Source organism: Pseudomonas sp. F3-2 (assembly GCF_038804275.1).
Lineage (GTDB): Bacteria > Pseudomonadota > Gammaproteobacteria > Pseudomonadales > Pseudomonadaceae > Aquipseudomonas.
This window is the reverse complement of the sequence record NZ_CP152388.1, coordinates 2,658,599-2,683,570: the sequence shown is the minus strand read 5'-3', so window position 1 is coordinate 2,683,570 and position 24,972 is coordinate 2,658,599. Positions and strand designations below refer to the sequence as shown.

The 24,972-nt window shown below is 61.5% G+C and carries 19 protein-coding genes and 1 pseudogene; 15 read left to right on the top strand and 5 right to left on the bottom strand.

The window, feature by feature from the left end; all coding sequences use genetic code 11:
* Nucleotides 1-48: 48 nt before the first annotated feature.
* Nucleotides 49-3,546, bottom strand: coding sequence for a response regulator (locus AAGQ88_RS12395; RefSeq protein ID WP_285423965.1), 3,498 nt, complete (start codon nucleotides 3,544-3,546; stop codon nucleotides 49-51).
* 272 nt (nucleotides 3,547-3,818) lie between these two features.
* Here AAGQ88_RS12395 and AAGQ88_RS12390 point away from each other — a divergent pair, with 272 nt between their 5' ends.
* The 12 genes from AAGQ88_RS12390 to AAGQ88_RS12335 all read left to right on the top strand — a co-directional run bounded on the left by AAGQ88_RS12390 (nucleotide 3,819) and on the right by AAGQ88_RS12335 (nucleotide 16,092).
* Nucleotides 3,819-4,181 carry a response regulator gene (locus AAGQ88_RS12390; protein ID WP_285423966.1) on the top strand — a complete coding sequence of 121 codons (363 nt, stop codon included), beginning with the start codon at nucleotides 3,819-3,821 and terminating at the stop codon, nucleotides 4,179-4,181.
* Between the two features lie 79 nt (nucleotides 4,182-4,260).
* On the top strand, nucleotides 4,261-5,466 hold the full coding sequence (locus AAGQ88_RS12385; protein ID WP_342655792.1) for a glycosyltransferase family 4 protein: 1,206 nt from the start codon (nucleotides 4,261-4,263) through the stop codon (nucleotides 5,464-5,466).
* A gap of 232 nt (nucleotides 5,467-5,698) precedes the next feature.
* Nucleotides 5,699-6,004, top strand: a complete 306-nt coding sequence (locus AAGQ88_RS12380; RefSeq protein ID WP_342655791.1) for a type II toxin-antitoxin system RelE/ParE family toxin — start codon at nucleotides 5,699-5,701, stop codon at nucleotides 6,002-6,004.
* A complete protein-coding gene (locus AAGQ88_RS12375) occupies nucleotides 5,997-6,317 on the top strand; it encodes a helix-turn-helix transcriptional regulator (RefSeq protein ID WP_342655518.1) in 321 nt (106 codons plus the stop codon). The genes AAGQ88_RS12380 and AAGQ88_RS12375 overlap by 8 nt, the downstream gene beginning before the upstream one ends.
* Nucleotides 6,318-6,390: 73 nt before the next feature.
* Nucleotides 6,391-7,296, top strand: coding sequence for an AraC family transcriptional regulator (locus AAGQ88_RS12370; protein ID WP_285423967.1), 906 nt, complete (start codon nucleotides 6,391-6,393; stop codon nucleotides 7,294-7,296).
* A 242-nt stretch (nucleotides 7,297-7,538) separates the two neighbouring features.
* Nucleotides 7,539-8,864, top strand: coding sequence for a sugar ABC transporter substrate-binding protein (locus tag AAGQ88_RS12365; RefSeq protein WP_342655517.1), 1,326 nt, complete (start codon nucleotides 7,539-7,541; stop codon nucleotides 8,862-8,864).
* 76 nt (nucleotides 8,865-8,940) lie between these two features.
* Nucleotides 8,941-9,873, top strand: a complete 933-nt coding sequence (locus tag AAGQ88_RS12360) for a sugar ABC transporter permease (protein ID WP_285423969.1) — start codon at nucleotides 8,941-8,943, stop codon at nucleotides 9,871-9,873.
* A gap of 10 nt (nucleotides 9,874-9,883) precedes the next feature.
* The gene (locus tag AAGQ88_RS12355) at nucleotides 9,884-10,717 is read left to right on the top strand and encodes a carbohydrate ABC transporter permease (protein ID WP_342655516.1); all 834 of its coding nucleotides are present in this window, start codon (nucleotides 9,884-9,886) and stop codon (nucleotides 10,715-10,717) included.
* 257 nt (nucleotides 10,718-10,974) lie between these two features.
* The gene (ugpC, locus tag AAGQ88_RS12350) at nucleotides 10,975-12,078 is read left to right on the top strand and encodes a sn-glycerol-3-phosphate ABC transporter ATP-binding protein UgpC (protein WP_342655515.1); all 1,104 of its coding nucleotides are present in this window, start codon (nucleotides 10,975-10,977) and stop codon (nucleotides 12,076-12,078) included.
* Between the two features lie 37 nt (nucleotides 12,079-12,115).
* On the top strand, nucleotides 12,116-13,633 hold the full coding sequence (locus AAGQ88_RS12345) for a mannitol dehydrogenase family protein (protein ID WP_342655514.1): 1,518 nt from the start codon (nucleotides 12,116-12,118) through the stop codon (nucleotides 13,631-13,633).
* 8 nt (nucleotides 13,634-13,641) lie between these two features.
* Nucleotides 13,642-15,123, top strand: a complete 1,482-nt coding sequence (gene xylB / locus AAGQ88_RS12340) for a xylulokinase (protein WP_342655513.1) — start codon at nucleotides 13,642-13,644, stop codon at nucleotides 15,121-15,123.
* Between the two features lie 30 nt (nucleotides 15,124-15,153).
* Nucleotides 15,154-16,092: a carbohydrate kinase gene (locus tag AAGQ88_RS12335; protein ID WP_342655512.1), complete on the top strand. Its 939-nt coding sequence runs from the start codon at nucleotides 15,154-15,156 to the stop codon at nucleotides 16,090-16,092.
* Between the two features lie 667 nt (nucleotides 16,093-16,759).
* Here AAGQ88_RS12335 and AAGQ88_RS12330 read toward each other — a convergent pair.
* The 4 genes from AAGQ88_RS12330 to AAGQ88_RS12315 form a co-directional block, all read right to left on the bottom strand.
* Complete coding sequence (locus AAGQ88_RS12330; RefSeq protein WP_342655511.1) at nucleotides 16,760-17,377, bottom strand: hypothetical protein; 618 nt, start codon at nucleotides 17,375-17,377, stop codon at nucleotides 16,760-16,762.
* Between the two features lie 209 nt (nucleotides 17,378-17,586).
* Nucleotides 17,587-18,615, bottom strand: coding sequence for an alpha/beta fold hydrolase (locus tag AAGQ88_RS12325; protein WP_342655510.1), 1,029 nt, complete (start codon nucleotides 18,613-18,615; stop codon nucleotides 17,587-17,589).
* Between the two features lie 162 nt (nucleotides 18,616-18,777).
* Nucleotides 18,778-19,143 carry a helix-turn-helix domain-containing protein gene (locus AAGQ88_RS12320; RefSeq protein ID WP_285423977.1) on the bottom strand — a complete coding sequence of 122 codons (366 nt, stop codon included), beginning with the start codon at nucleotides 19,141-19,143 and terminating at the stop codon, nucleotides 18,778-18,780.
* Between the two features lie 223 nt (nucleotides 19,144-19,366).
* A complete protein-coding gene (locus tag AAGQ88_RS12315; RefSeq protein ID WP_342655509.1) occupies nucleotides 19,367-22,156 on the bottom strand; it encodes an EAL domain-containing protein in 2,790 nt (929 codons plus the stop codon).
* 269 nt (nucleotides 22,157-22,425) lie between these two features.
* Between AAGQ88_RS12315 and AAGQ88_RS12310 the strand changes: the two are divergent.
* The 3 genes and pseudogenes from AAGQ88_RS12310 to AAGQ88_RS12300 form a co-directional block, all read left to right on the top strand.
* Nucleotides 22,426-22,959 (top strand): annotated as a pseudogene (locus tag AAGQ88_RS12310) (zinc-binding dehydrogenase); the annotation flags it as partial.
* Nucleotides 22,960-23,312: 353 nt separating this feature from the next.
* Nucleotides 23,313-23,975, top strand: coding sequence for a (2Fe-2S)-binding protein (locus AAGQ88_RS12305; RefSeq protein WP_093458397.1), 663 nt, complete (start codon nucleotides 23,313-23,315; stop codon nucleotides 23,973-23,975).
* On the top strand, nucleotides 23,975-24,958 hold the full coding sequence (locus tag AAGQ88_RS12300) for a xanthine dehydrogenase family protein subunit M (RefSeq protein WP_342655508.1): 984 nt from the start codon (nucleotides 23,975-23,977) through the stop codon (nucleotides 24,956-24,958). Before AAGQ88_RS12305 ends, AAGQ88_RS12300 begins: the two co-directional genes overlap by 1 nt.
* Nucleotides 24,959-24,972 lie beyond the last annotated feature (14 nt).

Sequence of the window (24,972 nt, the reverse complement as noted above, 5' to 3'; positions counted from 1 at the left end):
CAGCAGAATCCGGGCTTTCAACAATAGTGGTCAATTGATCCGATCCATTCAGATACGTTCCATCTTCGGCAACCACACGCGAATCAGCGAGAACAGACGGTCCAGATCGATCGGCTTGGCCAGGTAATCATTCGAGCCCGCCTGCAGGCAGCGGTCCTGATCGTCTTTCATGGCCTTGGCGGTCACGGCGATGATCGGCAGCTTGCGCCAGCGCGGGTCCTTGCGGATCTGCATGGTCGCCTCATAACCGTCCATCTCCGGCATCATCACATCCATCAGCACCAGATCGATGTCTTCGATGGTGTTGAGTTTGTCGATGGCTTCCAGCCCGTTGCGCCCCACCTCGACGATCGCGCCCTTGTGTTCCAGCGCGCTGGTCAGGGCGAAGATATTGCGCACGTCATCGTCGACCACCAGGATCTTGCGGCCCTCGAATACGCGGTCGCGGCTGCGGGCGGTCTTGAGCATTTTCTGACGCTCATTGGACAGCTGCGACTCGACCTTGTGCAGGAACAGCGTGACCTCGTCGAGCAGGCGTTCCGGCGAGCGCGCGCCCTTGATGATGATCGTGCGCGAGTACTTGAGCAGTTCGGCCTCTTCATCGCGGGTCAGGTTGCGCCCGGTGTAGACGATGACCGGCGGGAACGCGCAGATCTCATCGGTGGACATGCGCTTGAGCAAGTCATTGCCGAGCATGTCCGGCAGCTTGAGGTCGATGATCATGCAGTCATAGGCGTTATCGCGCAGCAGTTCCAGCGCGTCCTGAGCGAATCCGACCGCGGTGATTTCGATGTCGTCGTCACCGATCAGTCGAGCGATGCTGTCGCGTTGCAGCGCGTCGTCTTCGACCAGCAGGACACGTTTGACCTTCTGCGTGAGCTTGGCTTCCAGGCGCGCAAACACGTCCTTGAGCTCTTCGCGGGTGGTCGGCTTGACCGCGTAGCCGATGGCGCCCATCTGCAACGCGGCTTCCTGACGGTCTTCCACGGAAATGACGTGCACCGGGATGTGCCGCGTCGACGGAATTTCTTTCAGGCGCTGCAGCACCGTCAGCCCGGAATGATCGGGCAGGCGCATGTCCAGCAGAATGGCGTCGGGCAGGAAGCTGGACGCCAGGTCGAAACCTTCGTCGGCGGCGTGGGCGACCAGGCAGTAATAGCCCAGCTCATGGGCCAGATCGAAGAGGATGTGGGCGAAACGTACTTCGTCTTCGATCACCAGGATGCAGCGCTTGTTGAAAGGCGCTTTTTCGCGGTCATCGGCAAAGCGCGGGGCCGGCTCGACGACCGGGGCAACCACCGGAACGGGCGCAGGGACTGGCAACGGCGGCGCCGGTTGGGCGACGACCGGCGGCACCTCGGCATACTGCGACGGCGTCAACTCCACGTACTGTTCAGGCAGCACGAGGGTGAAAATGCTGCCCTGCCCGGGCGCACTGGTCACCGAAATCGAGCCGCCCAGCAGGCTCGCCAGATCGCGGGAAATCGACAGGCCCAGGCCCGTGCCGCCGTAGCGACGGTTGGTGGTGCCGTCGGCCTGACGGAACGCCTCGAAGATGCTTTGTTGCTGGTCTTCGGCGATGCCGATGCCGGAATCGCGCACCGTGAACGCCACGCCGCCGCCAGGCTGAGGCGACACGGTCAAGCTGACCGCGCCGCTTTCGGTGAACTTGACGGCGTTGGACAGCAGGTTCTTGAGGATCTGCTCCAAGCGCTGGCGGTCGGTGTACAGCGACACCGGTGCACCCGCCTGCACTTCAACGGAGAAATGCAGCTGCTTGTCGGCGGCCAGCGGTTCGAAGGTCATGCGCAGGCCATCGACCAGACGGCTGACGCTGCTGTTTTCCGGGCGCATGTCGAGCTTGCCGGCTTCGACCTTGGAAATGTCGAGAATGTCGTTGATCAGATTCAACAGGTCGTTGCCGGCCGAGTAGATCGATTCGGCGAACTTGACCTGCTCTTCGGTGAGGTTGTCCTGCGGGTTTTCCGCCAGCAGCTTGGCCAGAATCAACGAACTGTTGAGCGGCGTGCGCAGCTCGTGGGACATGTTGGCCAGGAACTCGGATTTGTACTTGCTCGAGCGCTGCAACTCGTCGGCGCGGGCTTCGAGTTCGACCTGGGCGATGTTCAGTTCTTCGTTGTTGCGGTCCAGCGCGTCACGCTGCTCGGCCAGCGCCTTGCTCTGCTCGGCGAGCTGCTCGTTGGTCTGCTCAAGCTCTGCCTGCTGGGTTTCCAGGTGCACCTGGGATTCCTTGAGAATCCGCGACTGCTCTTCGAGCTCCTCGTTGGCCGTGCGCAGTTCTTCCTGCTGCACTTGCAGCTCTTCGTTGAGCTGCTGGGTTTCGGCCAGCACTTCCTGCAGGCGCTGGCGATAGCGCGCCGCTTCAATGGACGTGCCGACGTTTTCCGCGACAAGTTCGAGAAACTCGATATCGCGCTGGGTCAGCTCGCGCAAAAAGCCCAGCTCGATGACGCCGTTGACCTGATCGTCATTGCTGGTCGGAACCACCACCACACTGCGCGGCTCACCGTCGCCCAGCCCGGACGTGACCTTGAAATAATCGTGCGGCACGTCTTGCAGGGTGATGATCTCGTCTTGCTCGGCGGCCTTGCCGACCACGCCTTCGCCGCTGTAGATCGACTGTTCCTGCAGTTCCTGCTGACGCGAAAAACCATAAGACGCCACGCGGACCAGACCACCGTGTTCCTGACGCACATAGACCGCAGCGACCACGGCGCCCAGATAATGCGCGAAGAATTGCAACACGTTACGCCCGAGCAGGTTCAGGGTCAGTTGCCCGATCACCTGCTCGGCCAGCTCGCTCTGACCGTTGCGCAACCAGGCGACATGCGCCAGGCGCTCGGCGTCTTCCTGCTGGCTCTTGATGTTCGCAGCATAAGTACTGGACAGCGCAGTCATGTCACGGCGTCCGACCCAGGCCAGGATACCGCTGACGATCAGGATGAAGGCGATGTACGCCGACACGGAAATGATCGTCGTCCGGGTCACGTCGGTGTTGCGCGTCAGGCGCAGCTGATGCTCGATATTCGCGGCCTGTTCGTACTGATCGCGGATTTCGTCGGCCAGACGCTTGCCTCGCCGGTTCTGGATCGGTGTCGCATAATCGCCGTTGGTGCGGCGCAGCGTGATCATTTCCTGCGCAAACTGGTTCCACGACTCCTGCAGCGACGCCAGACGTTTGAAGCGGTCCACTTGGTCGGGGTTGTCGCCCACCAGTTCTTCCAGCCCGTTGAGCTCGGTGAGAATGCTCGGCTTGGCCACTTCGTACGGATCGAGGAAACGTTCGTCACCCGTGAGCAGGAAGCCACGCATGCCGGTTTCCATGTCCACCGAGAGCTTCAGCGAACGGTTGATGTTGTTGATGACCCGATCGGTGTGCTCCACCCACTGGATGGCCGACAGCAGATAAGTGATCAGGACGACAAAGAAAACGGCGCTGAGGACGCCCACCCCAAGGGGTAAAGTGACGTTGCGGCTTAGAAGTTTGCGGAAACGTTGCTCATCGACGGCAGAGGTTTGGATCATCGCAAGGGCTCGGGCGGATTCGTCTAAACGACGGAGTTTGCCGGAATGTTCAGCAAAAAACTCCAGCTTCTGACATACAAGGTTGAATTTTCTGACTTTAGCGGTGGAATGAAACTACGCGTACTATACGTTTGAGTGATCCGTAGACGCTAGAACATCCGTTTGAATTGTGTTTTTGACGTCAGGATGTTGTCACAATTGCAGGCCTCGTTATTCAACGGACCGGGCGCTTTATGTCCAGTCGAGACCTTGTCATTTTTAAGGAATTTTTCATGTCCAACCCAGCCAGCACGATTCTGGTGGTTGAAGACGACAACATCGTACGGATGTTGATCGTCGACGTTCTTGAAGAGCTGGAATACAGCGTGCTCGAAGCGGCCGATGGCGCCGAGGCCATGGCCTTCGTGCAAGACAAGGCGCAGGTCATCGCGCTGATGATGACCGACAAAGGACTGCCGGACATCGACGGCATCGACCTTGCCAGAAAAGCCAGAAACGAACGCCCGGACTTGCCGGTACTGTTCGCCAGCGGTTACGCCGAGACCATTGACGTGCCGGACGGCATGCACTCGATCGGCAAACCTTTCTCGATCGACCAATTGCGCGACAAGGTGAAAAGCATCCTTGGCCACTGAAATAACGCCTGCCGCGCACCTGCTGATCATCGGCTACGTATGGCCTGAACCACGCTCGTCGGCTGCCAGCGGGCATGTCATGCAACTGATCGATTGCTTTCTGGAACGGGGCTGGGAAATCACCTTCGCCAGCCCCGCGACCGAGGGCGAACACAAGGCCGATCTCGCCGCGATGGGCATCCGCGAGGTCGCCATTGCTCTCAACGACAGCAGCTTCGACCGCTTCATCGCCGACCTTCAACCGGATGTCGTGTTGTTCGACCAGTTCCTGATGGAGGAGCAGTTCGGCTGGCGCGTGGAGAAACATTGCCCGCAGGCCGTGCGCGTCCTTGAGACGTCCGATCTGCAGAGCATGCGTCACGCCCGTCATCAGCGGGTCAAGGATCTGCTGCAAGGCAAGCCCGATGCCGACCTGTCAGGCTATTTCGAACTGGCCGACGACGCGCTTTTCGGGCTCATGGCCGAGAGCGATATCGCCCAGCGCGAGATCGCCGCGATCTATCGCAGCGACCTCAGCCTGATGGTGTCCGACGTGGAGATCGAGTTGCTGACCCGCCGGTTCGGGTTGTCGCCCGCACTGCTGCTGTGGGCCCCGCTGCTGGTGCGCGAGGTGCCGGATCACGGCAAGGGATTCGACGAGCGCGCGCATTTCCTGACCATCGGCAACTTCCGTCATGCGCCGAACTGGGACGCGGTGCTCTGGCTCAAGCACACCCTCTGGCCGCTGATTCGCGCGCAACTGCCGAACGCGCAATTGCACGTCTACGGCGCCTACACCCCGCCCAAGGCGGCCGCGCTGCACAACGCCGCGCAAGGCTTTCACATCATGAACTGGGTCGAGGACGCCCTCGAAGTGATGTCCGCCGCCCGTGTCTCGCTGGCGCCGCTGCGCTTTGGCGCCGGCATTAAAGGCAAGGTGATCGACGCCATGGTCTGCGGCACCCCGACTGTCACCACGCCCATTGGCGCCGAAGCCATGCACGGCGAGCTGCCCTTCCCCGGCGCCGTCGCCACTGACGCGCAGCGCCTGGCCGATGAAGCGGTTCGCCTGTATACCGATCAGGCGCGCTGGGAACTGGCACAACGTGAAGGCTGGCAGGTGCTGGAGGCGCGTTTTCGCCATGAACAACACTGCAAAACGCTGATCGAGCGCATCGACCAGCTGCGCGCCAACCTGCCCGCCCACCGCAGCGCAAATTTCACCGGCGCCATGCTCCGCCATCACCTGCACAAGAGCACGCAATACATGTCGCAATGGATCGAGGCGAAGAACCGCAAGATGTAAGGCGGCGAGTTTTCCGGTCCGCTGGCGCGCGGCGCCAACAGCACGTCCATCTCATCCGGTTACAGTCCCGCGATGGCGCTTGCCGAGATTGCTCTTGATAGTGATCGGCCTGCGCCATTGTCATCAGACAGTGGTTTGACGCTATACCCACAAAGGTATAATTTCTGCCATGTCAGACGGACCTGAAAAACCGGTTTACTGGGTAGCCAGCAGCCGAAAAGACTTGATGGAGATGCCTGCAACAGTGCGGGACTCCTTCGGCTACGCGCTGTACCTTGCCCAGCTCGGCGGTAAGCATCCGAACAGCAAACCGCTCAAGGGATTCGGCCACGCGGGCGTACTCGAAGTAGTCGAGGACTTCCATGGAGATACATTCAGAGCGGTCTACACGTTACGCGTGGGTGACGCGGTTTACGTTCTGCATTGTTTCCAGAAAAAATCCACCAGAAACATTCAGACGCCTCAACATGATATCGCTTTGATCAAGACCAGGCTGGCGTCTGCTCAATCCCACTGGAAGGGGCTGCACAATGACTGAAATTGAAAAAGGCAGTGCAAACGTCTATGCCGACCTCGGTATCGCCAATGCGAAGGAGATGCTCGTCAAGGCGCAGCTGGCCGCCAAAATCGGCAGTATTCTCAAAGCCCGCCATCTGACTCAGGTTCAGGCGGCAGAAATCCTTGGCCTCCCGCAGCCCAAGGTCTCCGAAATGCTCAGGGGCAAGTTTCGCGGCATCAGCGAGTCAAAGATGATTGACTGCCTGGCCCGACTTGGGCGCGACGTACAGATCGTAATCAAGGCGGCACCACGCTCGCGCCGTGAAGGCCGCGTCGAGGTGGTGTTTGTCTGAGGCGCAGTGGCTGTATTCTGCGCTTCGAATGGTGCACATTACCTTCCGTGCTTCCTAACGAACCGGCAACACCATGACAAAAACAACAAGAATCACCGATCCTTCCTACGAACTGATGGACGACCACAACGGGCTGTCCATCATCTACCGGGAGCATGGCTTTCCTTGTCCGCTGGTGCGCTGGCATTTTCACAAGGAATACGAGCTGCATTTGATCGTGGCCAGTTCCGGCAAGGTGTTCGTCGGCGATTACATCGGTAACTTCTACCCCGAAACGCTCTTTCTCACCGGGCCCAACCTGCCTCACAACTGGATCAGCCAGATCGAAGAGGATGAGGTCGTGCCCAAGCGCGACATGCTGGTGAACTTCACCGAAGAGCTGCTGGAGAGCGGCAACCAGGTGTTTGCCGAACTCAAGTCTCTGGCGCCGTTGCTCGAACGGGCGCAGTACGGCATCGAGTTTCGCTGCAAGCGCACGATCCGCCAGGCCACCCGGCTGATGCAGAAGATCGCCGACTCCACGGGCATGACCCGCCTGGGTCACTTTTTCATCCTGCTGGAGTTGCTGGCCGCCAGTGACGACTTCCAGCTGCTGTCCGGGACGACCGCCTCGCAGCTGTCGGACGATCATGCCGTAGAGCGCACCAACAAGGCGGTGGACTACATCTTCACGCACTATGCCCGCGAATTGCCGCTCGAAGAAGTGGCCGACTACCTGGGCATGAAGCCGACGTATTTCTCACGGGTGTTCAAGCAGGCGACCGGCCGCTGCTTCGTGGAATTCGTCAACCGGCTGCGCATCAGCAAATCCTGCGAGCTGCTCGCCGACGGCGACAAACCGGTGACCGACGTGTGTTTCGAGTCCGGGTTCAACAATATCTCCAACTTCAACCGGCGCTTCCAGAAACTCAAAGGCATGACGCCCTCCCATTACCGGCGCCTCGCCGTGCAGCGCCTGACCGAACAAAACCTGTACTGATTCACCCCCTTCCCGCTCTCATCTACTACGCTGGAACTGCGCCGCCCCGTGCCGGAACGCAGTTTTACAGCGTCGTCGCCTGAACTCTCAGTGCAAAAAAGTATCAGTTCGAGTGTGTCGCAGGATTTGTCATCGTCCGGGCAGACCGTTGTAATCAACTGACATTCTTCCTGACCTCCGGAAGGAACAAAAACAATAACCAAGCTTCTGTCGTCCACCTGGGCGCGGAAGAGGAGTGATAAATGAAGACCTCTGCAAAAGTTCTGCTTGGCAGCACCTGTCTCACGCTCGGCCTCACCCTCTGCACCAGCGCCACGGCGGGTGACGTGACCATCGCCACCGTCAACAACAGCGACATGATCCGCATGCAGCGGCTGTCGAAAACCTTCGAAGAACAGCATCCCGATATCAAGCTCAAGTGGGTCGTCCTGGAAGAGAACGTCCTGCGTCAGCGGCTGACCACCGACATCGCGACCAAGGGCGGTCAGTTCGACGTCTTGACCATCGGCATGTACGAAGCATCACTCTGGGGCGCCAAAGGCTGGTTGAAGGAAATGGATAATCTTCCGGCCTCCTACGCGCTTGACGACGTCTTTCCATCGGTACGCGATGGCCTTTCCGTTGATGGCAAACTCTTCGCACTGCCGTTCTACGCCGAAAGCTCCATCACCTATTACCGCAAGGATCTTTTCAAGGCCGCCGGACTGACCATGCCGGAACGCCCGACCTGGACGCAGATCTCCGAGTTCGCCGACAAACTCACCGACAAGTCCAAGGAACAGTACGGCATCTGCCTGCGGGGCAAGGCTGGCTGGGGCGAGAACATGGCCCTGATCAGCACGGTGGCCAACTCGTTCGGCGCACGCTGGTTCGATGAGCAGTGGAAGCCGCAGTTCGACCAGCCAGAATGGAAGAACGCGCTGAACTTCTACGTCAACGTGATGAAGAAGAACGGTCCTCCTGGCGCGTCCAGCAACGGTTTCAACGAGAACCTGGCGTTGTTCAACAGCGGCAAGTGCGCCATCTGGGTCGACGCCAGCGTCGCGGGTTCCTTCGTCACCGACAAATCCCAGAGCAAAGTGGCTGACAACGTAGGCTTCACCTACGCGCCGCACGAAGTCACCGACAAGGGCTCGGCCTGGCTGTACTCGTGGGCCCTGGCGATTCCAACCAGCGCCAAGAACGACAAGGACGCACGGGCGTTCACCGAGTGGGCCACGTCCAAAGAGTACGCAGCGCTGGTGGCCGAGAAAGACGGCGTGTCGAACGTTCCGCCAGGAACGCGCGCATCGACCTACACCGACGCGTACAAAAAGGCCGCACCATTTGCCGACATCACGCTGGAATCGCTCAAGGCCGTGACGCCTAAAGCGCCGACGCTCAAGCCTGTCCCTTACGTCGGCATTCAGCTGGTGACCATCCCCGAGTTCCAGCAGATCGGCACCAACGTCGGTCAGCAATTCTCGGCGGCACTGGTGGGCTCGACCACGGTGGACGCTGCGCTGACCCAGGCACAAAGCGCGACCGAGCGTGACATGAAGCGCGCGGGTTACCCGAAAAAGGGTTGATCCCGTCTGTTTCAAGGCAGCAGCAGGGATTGCTCCCTGCTGCCCCGCTCAGCTACTGCCCTGGTTCGGAGTCATCATGAACACCTCAACCCTTCCCCCTCGCACGGCCTCGGCCGGCGATCAAGGCCAACAAAAAGGCAGCGTCACCAAGCCTGGCTGGTTTCTGGTCAGCCCATCGGTGCTGTTGCTGCTGGTCTGGATGGTCGTCCCGCTGGGCATGACCATCTACTTCTCGCTCATCCGCTACAACCTGCTCAACCCGGGCGAGAACGAATTCGTCGGCCTTGAGAACTTCGAGTATTTCGTCACCGATTCAGGCTTTTTTCCGGGTGCGATGAACACGTTGCTGCTGGTGGGCAGCGTGCTGGCGATCAGCGTGATTCTCGGTGTGCTGATCTCGGCGCTGCTGGAGGCCAGTGAGTTTCTGGGACGCGGCATTGTCCGGGTGCTGCTCATCTCGCCGTTTTTCATCATGCCGACGGTCAGTGCGCTGATCTGGAAAAACCTTATTTTTCACCCGGTCTCCGGGATTCTCGCCGCGGTCTGGAAGCTGTTCGGCGCCCAGCCGGTGGACTGGCTGGCCAACTACCCGATGCTCTCGATCATCATCATCGTGTCCTGGCAGTGGCTGCCGTTCGCGATCCTGATTCTGATGACCGCGATGCAGTCGCTGGACCAGGAACAGAAAGAAGCGGCGCGGCTGGACGGTGCCGGCCCGATCGCCATTTTCTGGCACCTGACCCTGCCCCACCTGGCGCGTCCGATCGCGGTGGTGGTGATGATCGAGACGATCTTCCTGCTGTCGGTCTTCGCGGAAATCTACACCACCACCAACGGCGGTCCGGGCTTCGCTTCGACCAACCTCGCGTACCTGATCTACAACCAGGCGCTGCTGCAATTCGACGTGGGCATGGCATCGGCGGGCGGCTTGATTGCCGTGGTCATTGCCAACATTGCCGCGATCATCCTAGTGCGGATGATCGGCAAAAACCTCACCGACAAGTCTTGAGGGCAAGGTCATGATGACGCTCAAACAATCCCGCCGCCTGCAGAGCGTGCTGCTCGGCACCTTGTCGTGGGTGATCGCGGCGCTGATTTTCTTCCCGATCTTTTGGATGGTCCTGACCAGCTTCAAGACCGAGATCGATGCGTTCGCCACGCCGCCGCAGTTCATGTTCACGCCCACGCTGGAAAACTACCTGCACATTCAGGAGCGCAGCGACTACTTCCACTTTGCCTGGAACTCGGTGCTGATCTCATTCAGCGCGACGATCCTGTGCCTGCTGATCTCGGTGCCGGCGGCCTATTCGATGGCGTTCTTCGAGACCAAGCGCACCAAGAGCACGCTGCTGTGGATGCTGTCCACCAAGATGCTGCCGCCAGTGGGCGTGCTGATGCCGATCTACCTGCTGGCCAAGAGCTTCGGCCTGCTGGACTCGCGCATCGCGCTGATCGTGATCTATACGCTGATCAACCTGCCGATCGTGGTCTGGATGATTTACACCTACTTCAAGGACATTCCCGGGGAAATCCTCGAGGCATCCCGGCTGGATGGCGCGAGCACTCGTCAGGAAATCTTCAAGGTGCTGATTCCGATCTGCAAAGGCGGCCTGGCCTCGACCGCCCTGCTTTCACTGATCCTGTGCTGGAACGAGGCGTTCTGGTCGCTCAACCTGACCTCGTCCAACGCCGCGCCACTGACGGCGCTGATCGCTTCGTATTCGAGCCCTGAAGGTCTGTTCTGGGCCAAGCTCTCAGCGGTGTCGACCCTGGCCTGTGCGCCGATTCTGATCTTTGGCTGGATCAGCCAGAAACAACTGGTCCGCGGCTTGTCGTTTGGTGCCGTCAAGTAATCCGCCAACTGATGGTTCCCACGCTCCGCGTGGTAACCCTTTGGCACGGACGCTCTGCGTCCAGCGGCTGACGCGGAGCGTCATGGCTGCATTCCCACGCAGAGCGTGGGAACGATCCCTGAACCCTGTAGGAGTGAGCTTGCTCGCGATAGCAGTACATCGGCAACGAATGCAACGCCTGACACACCGCATTCGCGAGCAAGCTCACTCCTACAGGCCACGTTTAAGTTGTCTGAAGAACAAAACCGGAGCCCCACATGGCTAACCTGACAATCAGAAATCTGCAAAAAGGCTTCGACGGCCACCAGATCATCAAAGGCATCGACCTGGACGTCAAGGACCGCGAATTCGTGGTCTTCGTCGGTCCGTCCGGCTGTGGCAAATCCACGCTGCTGCGCCTGATCGCCGGCCTTGAAGACGTCACCAGCGGCAGCATTGAGCTCGATGGTCGCGAGATCACTCAAGTCACGCCGGCCAAACGCGATCTGGCAATGGTGTTCCAGACGTACGCGCTCTACCCGCACATGACCGTGGGCAAGAATTTGTCGTTTGCCCTCGACCTTGCAGGCACGCCAAAAGCCGAGGTCGAGAAAAAGGTCGCCGAGGCCGCGCGCATTCTCGAACTCGGCCCGCTGCTGGAACGCAAACCCAAACAGCTCTCGGGCGGGCAGCGTCAGCGCGTGGCGATCGGCCGCGCCATCGTGCGTAATCCAAAGATCTTTCTGTTCGACGAACCGCTGTCCAACCTCGATGCGGCGCTGCGGGTGCAGACGCGCCTGGAGCTGTCGCGCCTGCATAAAGAGCTGGAAGCGACGATGATTTACGTGACCCACGATCAGGTCGAAGCCATGACCCTGGCCGACAAAGTGGTCGTGCTCAACGGCGGCCGGGTGGAACAGGTCGGCTCGCCGCTGGAGCTGTATCACCATCCGGCCAACCTGTTCGTCGCCGGTTTCCTCGGTACGCCGAAAATGGGCTTCCTCAAGGGCAAGGTCAGCCGGGTCGACGCCACGGGCTGCGAAGTCACCCTCGACGCCGGCGCCCGCATCAATCTGCCATTCACCAACGCTCAGCAACGTGTCGGCGACGCCGTGACCCTGGGCATCCGTCCCGAACATCTGGAGCTGGCCAACGCCGGTGACTGTCAGTTGCAAGTCGTGGCTGACGTCAGCGAGCGTCTGGGCAGCGACACGTTCTGCCACGTGCGCACCGCCTCCGGCGAGGCGCTGACCATGCGCATCCGTGGCGACATGGCCAGCCAGTACGGCGAAACGTTGAACCTGCATCTGGATAGCGCGCATTGCCACTTGTTCGACGCTCAGGGCCAGGTCATCGGCAAAGTCCTGCAGGCTGCCGCCTGAGTCGAGATCTACCGCATCAGGAATTCGAGAACTCATCATGAAACTGAACAAGCAGAATCTGTCGAACCTTGGCCCGGGCATTGCCCTGCCCGCCTACGCCCTTGAAGACCGTCGCCAGGGCATCGCGCACATTGGCGTCGGTGGTTTTCACCGCGCCCACCAGGCGTTTTACACCGATGCGCTGATGTCGCTCGGTGCCAACGACAAGAGCGGCGAAGGGCTGGACTGGGCCATTTGCGGCGTCAGCCTGCGCGAAGAAGACCGCGCCAATTTCGAGGCGCTCAAGGGCCAGGATTTTCTCTACACGCTGTTCGAGCTGGGCGATACGCCGGACACCGAAACCCGCATCATCGGCTCGATGAGCCAGATGCTGATGTCCACCGACAACGACCTGGCGCTGATCGACAAGCTTGCCAGCCCCGACATCCGCATTGTCTCGCTGACCATCACCGAAGGCGGCTACTGCATCGACGACAGCACCGGCGAGTTCATGACTCACCTGCCGCAGATTCAGCACGATCTTCAGCACCCCGCGACGCCGAAAACCGTGTTCGGCTATCTGTGCGCGGCGCTCGCCAAACGCCGTGCACAAGGCACACCGGCGTTCACGCTGATGTCCTGCGATAACCTGCCGCACAACGGCGCGGTCACCCGCAAAGCGCTGCTGGCCTTCGCCAAAGAACGCGATGTCGATCTGCATGACTGGATCGCCGAGAACGTCAGCTTCCCCAACGCCATGGTCGACCGCATCACGCCCATGACCAGCACGGCCCATCGCCTGCAGCTGCATGACGAAAAGGGCATCGACGATGCCTGGCCGGTGGTGTGCGAACCGTTCGTGCAGTGGGTGCTGGAAGACAAGTTCGTCAACGGCCGTCCGGCGTGGGAAAAAGTCGGCGTACAGTTCACCGACGACGTGACGCCGTATGAAGAAATGAAGATCAAGCTGCTCAACGGCAGTCACCTGGCGCTGACCTACCTCGGCGCGCTGAAGGGCTATCGCTTCGTCCACGAAACCATGAACGACCCGCTGTTCGTCGACTACATCCGCACCTACATGGACCTGGATGTGACGCCGCAACTCGCACCGGTTCCAGGCATCGACCTCACCGAGTACAAACAGACCCTGATCGACCGCTTCTCCAATCAGGCCATCGCCGACCAGCTCGAACGCGTGTGCTCGGACGGCTCGTCGAAATTCCCGAAATTCACCGTGCCGACCATCAACCGCTTGATCGTCGATCAGGGCAACCTGGAACGGGCCTCGCTGGTGGTCGCCGCCTGGGCGTTGTACCTGCAAGGCAACCAGAATCGCGATTTCAAAGGTGAGAACGGCGTCGAGTACAAGGTGGTCGATCCTCGCGCCGATTTCTGCAAAGCGCTGGTGGCCGACGATGTGCTGGTCACTCAACGCCTGCTGGAAGTCGAAGAAATCTTCGGCGCGGCAATTCCGAAATCTGCCGAATTCGTCGCTGCCTTCGAGCACAACCTGAACAGCCTGAAAGCGCTGGGCGTCAGCAAAACCCTGGAAAACCTGTTGGCGAAAACCGTCTGAGGTGGCACATGTTTCTTGGCATCGATTGCGGCACCCAAGGCACCAAGGCGATTGTCCTTGACGCCAGCAGCGGCAAGGTTCTGGGCGAAGGCTCGGGCGCTCATCACATGATCAGCGGTGCCAATGGGCGCCGCGAGCAGGAAGTGCAGGAGTGGCTCGACGCGTTTGAGCAGGCCACGGCGGCGGCGTTGAAACAGGCCGGCATTTCCGGTGCCGAGATCAAGGGCATCGGTGTCTCCGGGCAGCAGCACGGCCTGGTGATGATCGACGAACGGGGCCAGGTGCTGCGCCCGGCAAAGTTGTGGTGCGACACTGAATCGGCGCCGGAGAATGACCGGCTGCTCGACTACCTCGGCGGCGAAGCAGGCTCGCTTGAACGTCTGGGCATCGCCATCGCGCCCGGCTACACCGTGTCCAAACTGCTGTGGACCAAAGAGCAGTTTCCCGAGCTGTTTGCGCGAATCGACAAGATTCTGCTGCCCCACGAATTTCTCAATTACTGGCTCACGGGCCGTTGCGCCAGTGAATATGGCGACGCGTCGGGCACCGGCTATTTCAACGTCCGCACCCGTCAGTGGGACACCGACATCCTGCAGCACATCGACCCCAGCGGCCGCCTGGTCAACGCACTGCCGGAGCTGATCGAGTCCCACCAGCCGGTCGGCAGGATCCTGCCGGCGATTGCCGAGCGCCTCGGGCTCAATCCCGGGGCGCTGGTCTCGAGCGGCGGCGGCGACAACATGATGGGCGCGATCGGCACCGGCAACATCGCGCCCGGCCTGATCACCATGAGCCTCGGGTCGTCGGGAACGGTTTACGCCTATGCCGACGCAGGCAATGTCAGCGAGCAGCCATCGGTGGCAACCTTCTGTTCCTCGTCCGGCGGCTGGTTGCCGTTGATTTGCACGATGAACCTGACCAACGCAACCAGCGCGGTACGCGAGTTGTTCAACCTGGACATCGGAGCCTTCAACGCCGCCGTCGCGTCGGCACCGATCGGTGCGCAGGGTGTGCTGATGCTGCCGTTCCTCAACGGCGAGCGCGTGCCTGCCCTGCCCCACGCCACGGGCAGCATCGTCGGGCTGGACAGCACCAATCTGAACCAGGCCAACCTATGCCGCGCCGTGGTCGAAGGCACGACGTTCGGTCTGCGTTACGGCCTGGACCTGCTGCGTGACAGCGGCATCCGGAGCGCGAACATCCGCCTGATAGGCGGTGGCGCCAAGAGCGCGATCTGGCGGCAGATCGTCGCTGATATCATGGACACCCCGGTCGTCTGCACCACCGGCAGCGAAGCCGCCGCGCTGGGCGCCGCCATTCAGGCCGCCTGGTGCCACTCGCAGGCCGATGGCGCCAACGAGTCGTTACAGGCACTGTGCGAACGCTGCGTCAGCCTCGACCCGGCCAGCGAAACCCGGCCCGTGGCTGAACACGTGGCGGCGTACCAGACGGTGTATCAGCATTATCGCAATCAATTGCAGGGCCTCTGACGCACAGGCGTCTGCCCTAACGGAGCAACTATGTACCTGGTCTGTGGCGAAGCATTGTTCGACTTTTTCAGTCAACCGGACACGAGCGCGCAACTCAATAAAATCGGCTATCAGGCCATCGCCGGAGGCTCACCGTTCAACGTTGCGGTGGGTCTGCGCAGGCTCGGTGTGGAGGCCGGTTTCTTTGCCGGGATTTCCACCGACTTCCTTGGCAAGCGCCTGGCGGCCGTGCTGGAAGCCGAAGGTGTCCGCGACGATTTCCTGCTGCATTTCGACGCCCCCACCACGCTGTCGATGGTCGCGGTCGGCGCCGACGGCTCGCCGCAGTACAACTTTCGTGGCGAAGGTTGCGCCGACCGCCTGTTGACCGTGGAGCAACTGCCGACGCTGGACGACAACGTGCGCGGCCTGCACGTTGGCTCGTTCTCGCTGGTGGTGCAGCCGGTCGCCGATGCCTTGCTGACGCTGGTGCAACGTGAAAGCGGCCAACGCCTGATCACCTTCGACCCGAACGTGCGCCTGAACCCTGCGCCAAGCATCGAGCTGTGGCGCAGCCAGGTGGCGAAATTCGCCGAGCATGCCCACATCATCAAGGTCAGCGATGAAGATCTGGAGTTGCTGTACCCGGATGTCCCCGCCCAGGACATCGCCAAAGGCTGGCTGCAGCACAACTGCCAACTGGTGATCATGACCCGGGGGCGCGAGGGTGCCAGCATCTTCACCCGCGAACAGGGCGACTGGTCGGTGCCCGCCCGCGACGTGAAGACAGCCGACACCGTCGGTGCCGGCGACACGTTTCAAGCCGCGCTGATCACCTTCCTGACCGAGCGCGGACTCGACACCCCGGCAAGCCTGCCGTCGCTGGATCGCGAAACGCTGACCGAAATGCTCAACTTCGCCGTCGCCGCTGCGGCCGTGACCTGCACCCGCGTGGGCCCGGATCTGCCGTACCGGCATCAGGTGCAGTAGCGCGCTGCTCATCTCCTTCATCGCGTTCAAACCGTAGGACCGGCTTTAGCCGGGAACGCGTCGGGCGTCACGCCGCAGAATCGCGGGTGACCACACCGGCCTCTTCCCGGCTAAAGCCGGTCCTACGACGCATTCACCGGCACGCCGCATTTGCCGGGAGGACCGCCGCTTCCCGTATACCGCACTCTCCGGATATACCGCACCTCCTGAGCACACCGCGTTCAAACCGTAGGACCGGCTTTAGCCGGGAACGCGTCGGGCGTCACGCCGCATAATCGCGGGTGACCACACCGGCCTCTTCCCGGCTGAAGCCGGTCCTACGACGCATTCCACGGCACGCCGCATTTGCCGGGAACACCGCCGCTTCCCGTACACCGCACTCTCCGGATATACCGCACCTCCTGAGCACACCGCGTTCAAACCGTAGGACCGGCTTTAGCCGGGAACGCGTCGGGCGTCACGCCGCAGAATCGCGGGTGACCACACCGGCCTCTTCCCGGCTGAAGCCGGTCCTACGACGCATTCCGCGGATACATCGCATCCCGGATACACCCTGTCTCCCGGCACCACAGCCTTCGATACACCGCGTCCAGATAAAAAAAGGGCAGCCGGTCTACACCGCTGCCCCTTGTTCTTTTACCCAGCACTTCTACCGACGCGCAGCGCCTCAGGCCATTTCGGCCTTGGCCATCGCAATCCTGGTTTTCACTTCAGATTCGGCGATCTGCTGCTCCTGCTTCTGCTTTTGCAGCTCGGCAACTTTCTTGTCCACCGCCGCCTGCTGCTCCGGCGTCATGTTGTCGTACTCTTCCTTGCTCACGCCGGTCAGCTGCTGACGCACCTTTTCGGCATCGGTCTGGTTCATGTAGGCCAGGAACTGATCCTTGGCCGAACCCACGCTCGATGCACCCGCTGCGCTGTCGCTGGCGGCAATGCCGTCGGAGACGGTTTTCACGACACTGTCCGACGCCGCGACCTGCTTGTCAGTGCTGGACGAAAATGCCGCGGCCGCAGCCGCTTTATCGTCGTCCGACACCGAGGCGGTGGTGTTGGCCAGCGCTGCCTTGAGGTTCACCATCATTTTGGCGAAAGACTCGTCGTAGCCCTGCTTGTCGTCGGCACTGCCCTGAGTCGCGCTGTCCGTGCTGCCCGCAATCGCCGCGACCGGGGCAGATGAGGCGCCAGCCACTGCAGTGTTGTACGCATCCTTGTCCGTCGGGTCCAGGTGCGTGTGAGCCACGGCCTTCGACACGAAGTGCTGGATGGCACTGTTACCGATAATCATCTTTCACCTCCTTATCCGGGTTGTAGATGTAAACGGATTGACAGCAAAACAGATGCCACATCCTGTTACATCCCCCAGAACCCAGGCGCGACGGGGGCTGCAGCGCGGTGCGCGGAAGCGAATGGACCGTTCGGAGCGCGCCCGCTTGCCGACAGCGGCAGGGAATGGCCGCCCGCCGCACGGCGTTGCCGCTCAGTTGTCGGGCATCGTCACTTGAGAAAAGCCTTGAGCGCACGATCGACCTTGCCCGGCTCACAGGCCGGCGCCATGTGCCCACAGTCGTTGTCCAGCACCAACAGTTTCGCCCGCGTCTGTGCCGCCAATGCCTTGGAAGGCGCCGGATCGACCAGACGATCCTGCTCGGACGTCACAATCAACAGGCGCGCCTTGATCTTCCCGGCCAACGCCGCCATGTCGCCGTCGCGGGCCAGCCCGAAAGACGTCATGGCCTGCAATTGCCGGTACCAGTCAACCGCGCTGAAGCTCTGGCTGGTCTGCGTGCCGTGGAGCGTGTCGGCACTCGGCCGTTTGCTCGCCACAGCCTTGGCCGCGACGTGTTCCGGCGTCCACAAAAACTCGGTGTGCAAGGCCGTCAGGCCCTTGAAGGCCGTGCCCGGCAAGTAGTCGCCGCCATTCCAGCCAGGCGTGCGCTCGATGGCCGCGATCTCGGCATTCCAGGCGCGAAGATCACTGGCGGTGGGTTGCGGCGTGGCAACGATGGTGACGATGTTGCTGGCGTAATCGGGATACATCACAGCCCACTGCAGCGCCTGCATGCCGCCCATGGAAATGCCGACGATGGCGTGGGCGTGGTCGATCCCAAGGTTCAGCGCGAGCAGACGATGCTGGGCCTTGACCATGTCCCGGATGCCGAACTGAGGAAACTTCAGGCGCGGATTGCTTTTGCTGTTGGAGGGCGAGCACGACACCCCGTTGCCCACCGCATCCAGGGCGATGACATACCAGCGGTCAGTGTCGACCAGCTTGCCCGGGCCGATCATGTCGATCTGGTCGGCGGTACGCCCGGTCAGCCAGGTCGGGACCAGCACCACGTTACTCTGGTCGGCGGCCAGCGTGCCGTAGGTTCGATAGCCCAGCGAACACTGCTTGATCTTGCCGCCGACCATCGTCAACGAACCGATACTGGTCAGCTGTTGCTCGGCCGCGGTGGTGACACAGACACACATCATCGCCGACAGCGCGCACAGCGCCTGGCGTACAAAGCGACACCCTTGCATGGTCTTCCCCCAAGAAGATAGAACTCCATTTCAGCCGTCGAGGAAAACCATGTTTCAGGGAACATGCCGTCGCGCTGCAAAATCAGCGTAGCCGGTCTTTGTGCGGGCAGCGCAAGAGCAGACGAATTGCGCGGTGTGCCAGGCTCGGATCGGCCCGGACCGTCACTGGGGTGGATCGAGGGCCTGCAATCGCAGGCCCCAGTCGCGCAGTGACGCCACCACCGGACCGACCTCGCGGCCCTTGGCGGTCAGCAGGTATTCCAGGCGCGGCGGATGCTGCTCGTACTGGCGCCGCTCGATCAGACCGTGAGCTTCCAGTGATTTCAGCCGAGTGGACAATGTGCTGGGCGCGCAGCCCTTGAGCGAATCCTGCAGGTCCTGAAACCGCCGTGTGGGGTTACGCAGCAGATCGCGCAGGATGAGGATGACCCAGCGCTCGCCGATCACTTCGAGCGCGGTGATGACCGGGCAGAAAGCGAAGGTCGGCATGGCCGGTGCATCGGGTTTTTGAGCGTTGGAATCTGACATGGTCGGGAGTCTAACAAGGGCGTACAGGACTGGAAAGCGTCCAGCCCTGAGGCCGCCCGCCGGCTCTTCACGCGCTTCGCCCATCAGCCGGAACGGCGTTCGGGCGACACGGCGGAGTTCCGAGAAGCCCGCCTCCAGACTTGCCAAGCGAACGGCAGCACGGTGTCTGTGCACACCGCAAGTCACCTCGCGGCCCTCACCCATACAGGCCGGACAGCGGGTGTCATTGCAGCGTGCTGAGGTCCAGTTTGTCCTGCGGCACCGGCATCGAGAAGTAATAACCCTGCGCCTGCCCGGCGCCCATTTCGCGCAGCAACTGCAAGGTTGCCGCGTCCTCGACGCCTTCGGCGACCACGGTCAGCCCCAGCGACTCAGCCATGCGCACGATGGCGCGGACGATCGCCCGGCTGCGAGAGCTGGTGGTCAACTCCAGGGTGAAGGACTTGTCGATCTTCAGGCCGCTGAAATGGTACTGATGCACGTAGCTGAGTGACGAGAAGCCTGCGCCGAAATCATCGAGCACCACCGATACGCCGTTATCGGCCAGATGCTTCATGGCCTGGCGCGCCAGCTCTGGCTCCGCCACCAGCGCACCTTCGGTGAGTTCAAGACAGATGCGCGACGGCGCGACGCCATGCTGACTGAGCAGGCCCAGCACCTCGCCGGCGAACTCGGGGCGGCTGATGCTGTAACTGGAGCAGTTCACGTGAACGGTCGGCCAGTGCGCGTGATCGGGTTGCGCCAGCATCGCGACCACTTGCTGGAGCATGTAGAAATCCAGCCGGCCGATCAGCCGCAGCCCTTCCAGAGCCGGCAGGAAATGCCCGGGCGCGATCACCCGGCCGTCGGCCTGACGCCAGCGGATCAGCGCTTCCAGGGCGAGGATCCTGCCAGTGGCCACGTCGACGATCGGCTGGAAATACGGCAGCAACTCGTCGGTGCGCTTGAGCGCGTTACGCAGCGCGGTTTCCTGCTCCATCTGGTCGGACACTTCGCGGCGCACTTCCTGGTTGAACACCGCGTAGCTGTCGCGCCCCGCATTCTTGACCCGGTACATGGCCGTGTCGGCGTCGCGCAGAAGGTCCGCAGGCTCGTTATGAAATTGCCGATCGGCGCCGACCACGCCAATGCTGCAGGAGGAAAATACCGCATGGCCGTCGATATAGAACGGCACGTCGAACGCCAGCAGAATGCGCTCGGCGATGGCCACGGTAACGTCCGGTGGCGCGGAATAGGCCAGGACCGCAAACTCATCGCCGCCCAGCCGCGCCAGCAGGTCGCTTTCGCGCATGCAGCTGCGCAGACGATCGGCCGCCTGGATCAGCAACTGATCACCGGAATGATGGCCGAGGCTGTCGTTGACCATCTTGAAGCGGTCAAGGTCAATGAACATCACCACCAGCTCTTCGCCGTTGTTGCAGAACTGCTCCCAGGCAATCTGCAGACGCTGTTGCAGATGGCTGCGATTGGGCAGCCCGGTCAGCGAGTCATGGGCGTTCTCGTGCTGCAGCTTGGCGTTGGCGAAATCGAGCTCGCGCGTGCGATCCTGAACCCGCGCCTCCAGGCGCAGGTTGGCGGTATGCACGGCCTCCGCGGCGCTGCGACGGGACAACGCGGTGTCGATGTGCCGGGATACGAAGGTCAGCAGCTCCTGATCGCGCAGCGAATAGCTGACGTCGGCCGAATAACTCTGCACCGCGAGAACGCCGCGCACGACATCGCCCTCGAACAACGGGATGCCCAGCCAGGAATAGGAACGGTTGATTTCATTCTGGATGGTGATTTCGCCATTGGTCTCCAGGCGCCGCGCTTCGACGCTGTCGATCAGGCAGGGACGGCGCTGGCGAATCACGTACTCGGTGAATCCGCGCTCACCCCGGCGCGGGTTCGGCCGCACCACCAGACGCTCGTCGACATAATAGGGAAAGGTCACTTCGCCCGTGGCGTCGTCGAACAGCGCGATGTAGAAGTTAAGGGCGAACAGCAGCTCGCCGACGATGCCGTGCAGGCTCTTGAACAAATCGGCCATGTCGCCCGGTTGACTGGACAACTCGGCGATCTGGAACAACGCGCTTTGCAGGTGCTCGGCGCGCTCGCGGTCGGCCACTTCGCTGCGCAGTGCATCGTTGAGCCGCGACAACTCCAGCGTCCGCCGAGCCACGGTCTCTTCCAGCTGGGCGCGGTGCAGGATCCGGTCCAGGGCCATCGCCACGTGGCGCGCCACCACCAGAAACAACTCCTGATCCTCGACGCTGTAGACCCGCTCCAGGTCATAGACCTGCATTGCCAGCATGCCGAACACGTCGTCGGATGCGTTTTTCAGCGGCGCCCCCATCCAGAATTCGGGGCGATGCCCAACGCAGTGAAATTTGTCCAGCGCCTGCGCCCGTTCGATGGCGGCGGAATCGACGAACAGCGGTTGCTCGGTGGTCAGCACGTAGCCGGTCATGGACAGCCGTTCCGGATCGAGAAACTCCTGGGTTTCGGCCTCCAGCGCGTCGACGTCGGTGATGTCGATGTAGTACGGATAAGTGATCTTGCCGCTGTGGCTTTCGTACAGCGCCAGATAGAAGTTTTCGGCGTCGATCAGGGTCGACAGCTGCTCGTGAACGCCTTGCAGGAAGGCCGAGCGGTCACGGGTCGAGCTGGCAAGGTAGGTGATCTGGTACAGCACCCGCTGAGTGGCCTGGGCCCGCGCCAGCGCGTCGGTCTGCAGACGCAGACCCAGCTTGCCCGCCAATTGCGCCAGCAGAGGGTTGCCCGCTTCGCGCTCCGGCGTCAGCAGCCAGCCCAGTGGCGCCTCGCCGTGCCCCGTCACCCATCGTTGCAGGCCGTGATCACGGCAGAATGCATCGAAGCCCTCGCGGGGAATGTGTGCCGGCCACTCGGTCGATGCATCGCCCTGCCCGAGCAGGTGCATGTGCTGGTTGGCGCGATAGGCGGCCCAGCTCAGATCCGGAGCCGCCAGCCTGGCTGCCCGCAACAGTGTTTCCAGAGAGTTTTCGTCAATCATGGACGGCGCAACTTCCACCCTTTCGCTAACAGGGTCACACGCTTGCCCGACAGTGAATGACGAGCACCCGGTGGGGGTCGAGACATGAGAATTCATAGGCGCTCCATTGCCAGCGTGAGACTGGGCTATCTTCATGGGGTCTGACAGATGGTTGCAAGCGCCATATTCGTTTTTGCTGCCTATTAACGACGAAAAAACGGGATTTCACGACATTTCACGTGACTGTCTGTCCGTTATCGGCAGATTGCCCACGGAATGAAAGAAACCACATCGGCGTGGTCGGCCTCGGCGGTCTGGGCCACATGGCGGTCAAGATCGCCCACGCGATGGGCGCTCACGTGGTGCTGTTCACCACCTCGCCGAACAAGCGTGAAGACGGGCTGCGATTGGGCGCCGATGAAGTGATCGTGTCGAAGAATCCTGATGAAATGGCCACTCAGGTCAACAGCCTGGACTTCATCCTCAACACCGTTGCAGCGCCCCACGATCTGGATGCGTTCCTCAACCTGCTCAAGCGCGACGGCACCATGACCCTGGTCGGTGTTCCGGATCATGCGCACCCGTCGCCGTCGGTGATCAACCTGATCTTCAAGCGCCGCAGTCTGGCCGGTTCGCTCATCGGCGGGATTCAGGAAACCCAGGAGATGCTGGATTTCTGTGCCCGCCACGGCATCGTCTCGGACATCGAGATGATCAAGATGAAGGACATCAACGAAGCCTACGAGCGCATGCTCAAAAGCGATGTGAAGTACCGTTTCGTCATCGACATGGCCACGCTCAAGGAAGAAGCGTCAGCCGCCTGATCGACGCGTCACCGGGCCGGCGCCGGCTGCGCGCCGACCCGGCCCTTTCGTAACAATCTGTGTTCTGCAGCCGGCGAAAAACCCGCAACCAATCCTATCAGCGCAGGTCACACACCTGCGGCCCTGCCCCGCAGGCCGCGTTTTTCCTGACGCGACACTTCACGTGCGACCACTGTCCGCAGCCGTCACGCGCATTAATGAAAATAATTCGAAAGTGTATGTAGATATTCAAAAGAATGCTCAGGCCGATGATTGGTTATCGTTGGCGGCTTGAAGCATCCACTGCCGTTCGTGACTGCGCGCTGCCCACCGTCGGCCGCAGACCTGGTTCAATGCTGACGAGGAACCCGTCCATGACCGATCAGCCTGATAAAAAAGAAACAGAATCGGACCTCAAGTCCTTCACCGCGCCTTCGCGCCGAAACTTTCTGAAATCGATTGGCGTCTCCGGCCTTGCCGCCGCCACCGCCCCAATGTGGACCCAGGCCCTGGAAGCCCAGGCCGCCGTCCCCGATGACACCGCCCCACCGGCCAAAGACGAACGGCGCATGACCCTCAAGGTCAATGGCCAGACGCACACCTTGAACCTTCCGGCCAATGCCGCCTTGCTCGACGTATTGCGTGACCGCTTGCAACTCACCGGCACCAAAAAGGGCTGCGACCACGGCCAGTGCGGCGCGTGCACCGTGCACGTCAACGGCACTTCGATCAATTCATGCCTGTCACTGGCCGCGATGCACGAAGGCGACGAGATCACCACCATCGAAGGCCTGGCCAGCAATGGCAAGCTGCACCCTGTGCAGGAAGCCTTCTGGGAACACGACGCGTACCAGTGCGGTTATTGCACCTCGGGCCAGATCATGAGCGCCGTCGCGATGCTGCAGGACAAGAACATCGGCAGCGATGATCACAGCGTCCGTGAAGCCATGAGCGGCAACATCTGCCGCTGCGGCGCGTACAAGAACATCCTCAGCGCGATACAGAGCGCGCGGATCAAGTTGCAGGAGGTGACCTGATGAGAGCCCTCGATTACGTACGCGCCGGCAGCGTCGAGCAGGCGGTGGCCACCCACGCGAAAAGCCAGACCGCCTTCTTTCTCGCCGGCGGCACCACCCTCCTCGATCTGGTGAAGCTGGACGTGATGCCCGCCGATCAGGTGATCGACGTCAATCACCTGTCCTTCAAGCAGATCGAGGTGCAGAAAGATGGCAGCGTGCGCATTGGCGCGCTGGTCACCAACAGTGCCTTGGCGCATCACCCGCATATCGTCGAGCATTATCCGGTGCTGTCGCAGGCGCTGCTGTCCGGCGCGACCACGCAGCTGCGCAACAAGGCGACCACCGCCGGCAACGTCATGCAACGGGTGAGGTGCAACTATTTCCGCGACGGTCATTCGGCTTGCAACAAGCGCGAGCCGGGCTCGGGATGCGCGGCCATCGACGGCCACAACCGCAGCGTGCACGCCGTGCTCGGGACCAGCGATCAGTGCATTGCCACTCACCCTTCGGACATGTGCGTGGCCATGGCGGCGATTGGCGCCCGGGTCGAGGTCCAGGGTCCCAAGGGCAAGCGCAGCATCGACTTTCTCGATTTTCATCTGCTGCCGGGTGCCACGCCCTGGAAGGAACACGCCCTGCAAGACGACGAGTTGATCACCCACGTGGTGCTCGATGCGCCGCTGGCGGGCAGCAAGTCGGGGTATCTGAAACTGCGTGACCGGGCCTCGTACCAGTTCGCACTGGCGTCCAGCGCGGTGATTCTGGTCATGGACGGCGACACCGTACGTGACGCGCGGATCGCACTGGGCGGCGTCGGCACCCGCCCCTGGCGCGCACAGGAAGCGGAGCGTGCGCTCAAAGGCGCGACCCTGACGCCGCAGAACATGGAAAAGGCCGCCGCCATCGCAATGCAAGGCGCCCGCCCTTACCGCCACAACGCTTACAAGATTGCCCTGGGGCAGCAGGCTATCGTGCGCAATCTCGGCAGCCTGACCGCTTGATTGCCCGCCCTATG

What these genes read in the sequence shown, in the direction of transcription:
- AAGQ88_RS12395 (WP_285423965.1), bottom strand. Translation starts at nt 3,546, where the DNA reads ATGATCCAAACCTCTGCCGTCGATGAGCAACGTTTCCGCAAACTTCTA.
- AAGQ88_RS12390 (WP_285423966.1), top strand. Translation starts at nt 3,819, where the DNA reads ATGTCCAACCCAGCCAGCACGATTCTGGTGGTTGAAGACGACAACATC.
- AAGQ88_RS12385 (WP_342655792.1), top strand. Translation starts at nt 4,261, where the DNA reads ATGCAACTGATCGATTGCTTTCTGGAACGGGGCTGGGAAATCACCTTC.
- AAGQ88_RS12380 (WP_342655791.1), top strand. Translation starts at nt 5,699, where the DNA reads ATGCCTGCAACAGTGCGGGACTCCTTCGGCTACGCGCTGTACCTTGCC.
- AAGQ88_RS12375 (WP_342655518.1), top strand. Translation starts at nt 5,997, where the DNA reads ATGACTGAAATTGAAAAAGGCAGTGCAAACGTCTATGCCGACCTCGGT.
- AAGQ88_RS12370 (WP_285423967.1), top strand. Translation starts at nt 6,391, where the DNA reads ATGACAAAAACAACAAGAATCACCGATCCTTCCTACGAACTGATGGAC.
- AAGQ88_RS12365 (WP_342655517.1), top strand. Translation starts at nt 7,539, where the DNA reads ATGAAGACCTCTGCAAAAGTTCTGCTTGGCAGCACCTGTCTCACGCTC.
- AAGQ88_RS12360 (WP_285423969.1), top strand. Translation starts at nt 8,941, where the DNA reads ATGAACACCTCAACCCTTCCCCCTCGCACGGCCTCGGCCGGCGATCAA.
- AAGQ88_RS12355 (WP_342655516.1), top strand. Translation starts at nt 9,884, where the DNA reads ATGATGACGCTCAAACAATCCCGCCGCCTGCAGAGCGTGCTGCTCGGC.
- ugpC (WP_342655515.1), top strand. Translation starts at nt 10,975, where the DNA reads ATGGCTAACCTGACAATCAGAAATCTGCAAAAAGGCTTCGACGGCCAC.
- AAGQ88_RS12345 (WP_342655514.1), top strand. Translation starts at nt 12,116, where the DNA reads ATGAAACTGAACAAGCAGAATCTGTCGAACCTTGGCCCGGGCATTGCC.
- xylB (WP_342655513.1), top strand. Translation starts at nt 13,642, where the DNA reads ATGTTTCTTGGCATCGATTGCGGCACCCAAGGCACCAAGGCGATTGTC.
- AAGQ88_RS12335 (WP_342655512.1), top strand. Translation starts at nt 15,154, where the DNA reads ATGTACCTGGTCTGTGGCGAAGCATTGTTCGACTTTTTCAGTCAACCG.
- AAGQ88_RS12330 (WP_342655511.1), bottom strand. Translation starts at nt 17,377, where the DNA reads ATGATTATCGGTAACAGTGCCATCCAGCACTTCGTGTCGAAGGCCGTG.
- AAGQ88_RS12325 (WP_342655510.1), bottom strand. Translation starts at nt 18,615, where the DNA reads ATGCAAGGGTGTCGCTTTGTACGCCAGGCGCTGTGCGCGCTGTCGGCG.
- AAGQ88_RS12320 (WP_285423977.1), bottom strand. Translation starts at nt 19,143, where the DNA reads ATGTCAGATTCCAACGCTCAAAAACCCGATGCACCGGCCATGCCGACC.
- AAGQ88_RS12315 (WP_342655509.1), bottom strand. Translation starts at nt 22,156, where the DNA reads ATGATTGACGAAAACTCTCTGGAAACACTGTTGCGGGCAGCCAGGCTG.
- AAGQ88_RS12305 (WP_093458397.1), top strand. Translation starts at nt 23,313, where the DNA reads ATGACCGATCAGCCTGATAAAAAAGAAACAGAATCGGACCTCAAGTCC.
- AAGQ88_RS12300 (WP_342655508.1), top strand. Translation starts at nt 23,975, where the DNA reads ATGAGAGCCCTCGATTACGTACGCGCCGGCAGCGTCGAGCAGGCGGTG.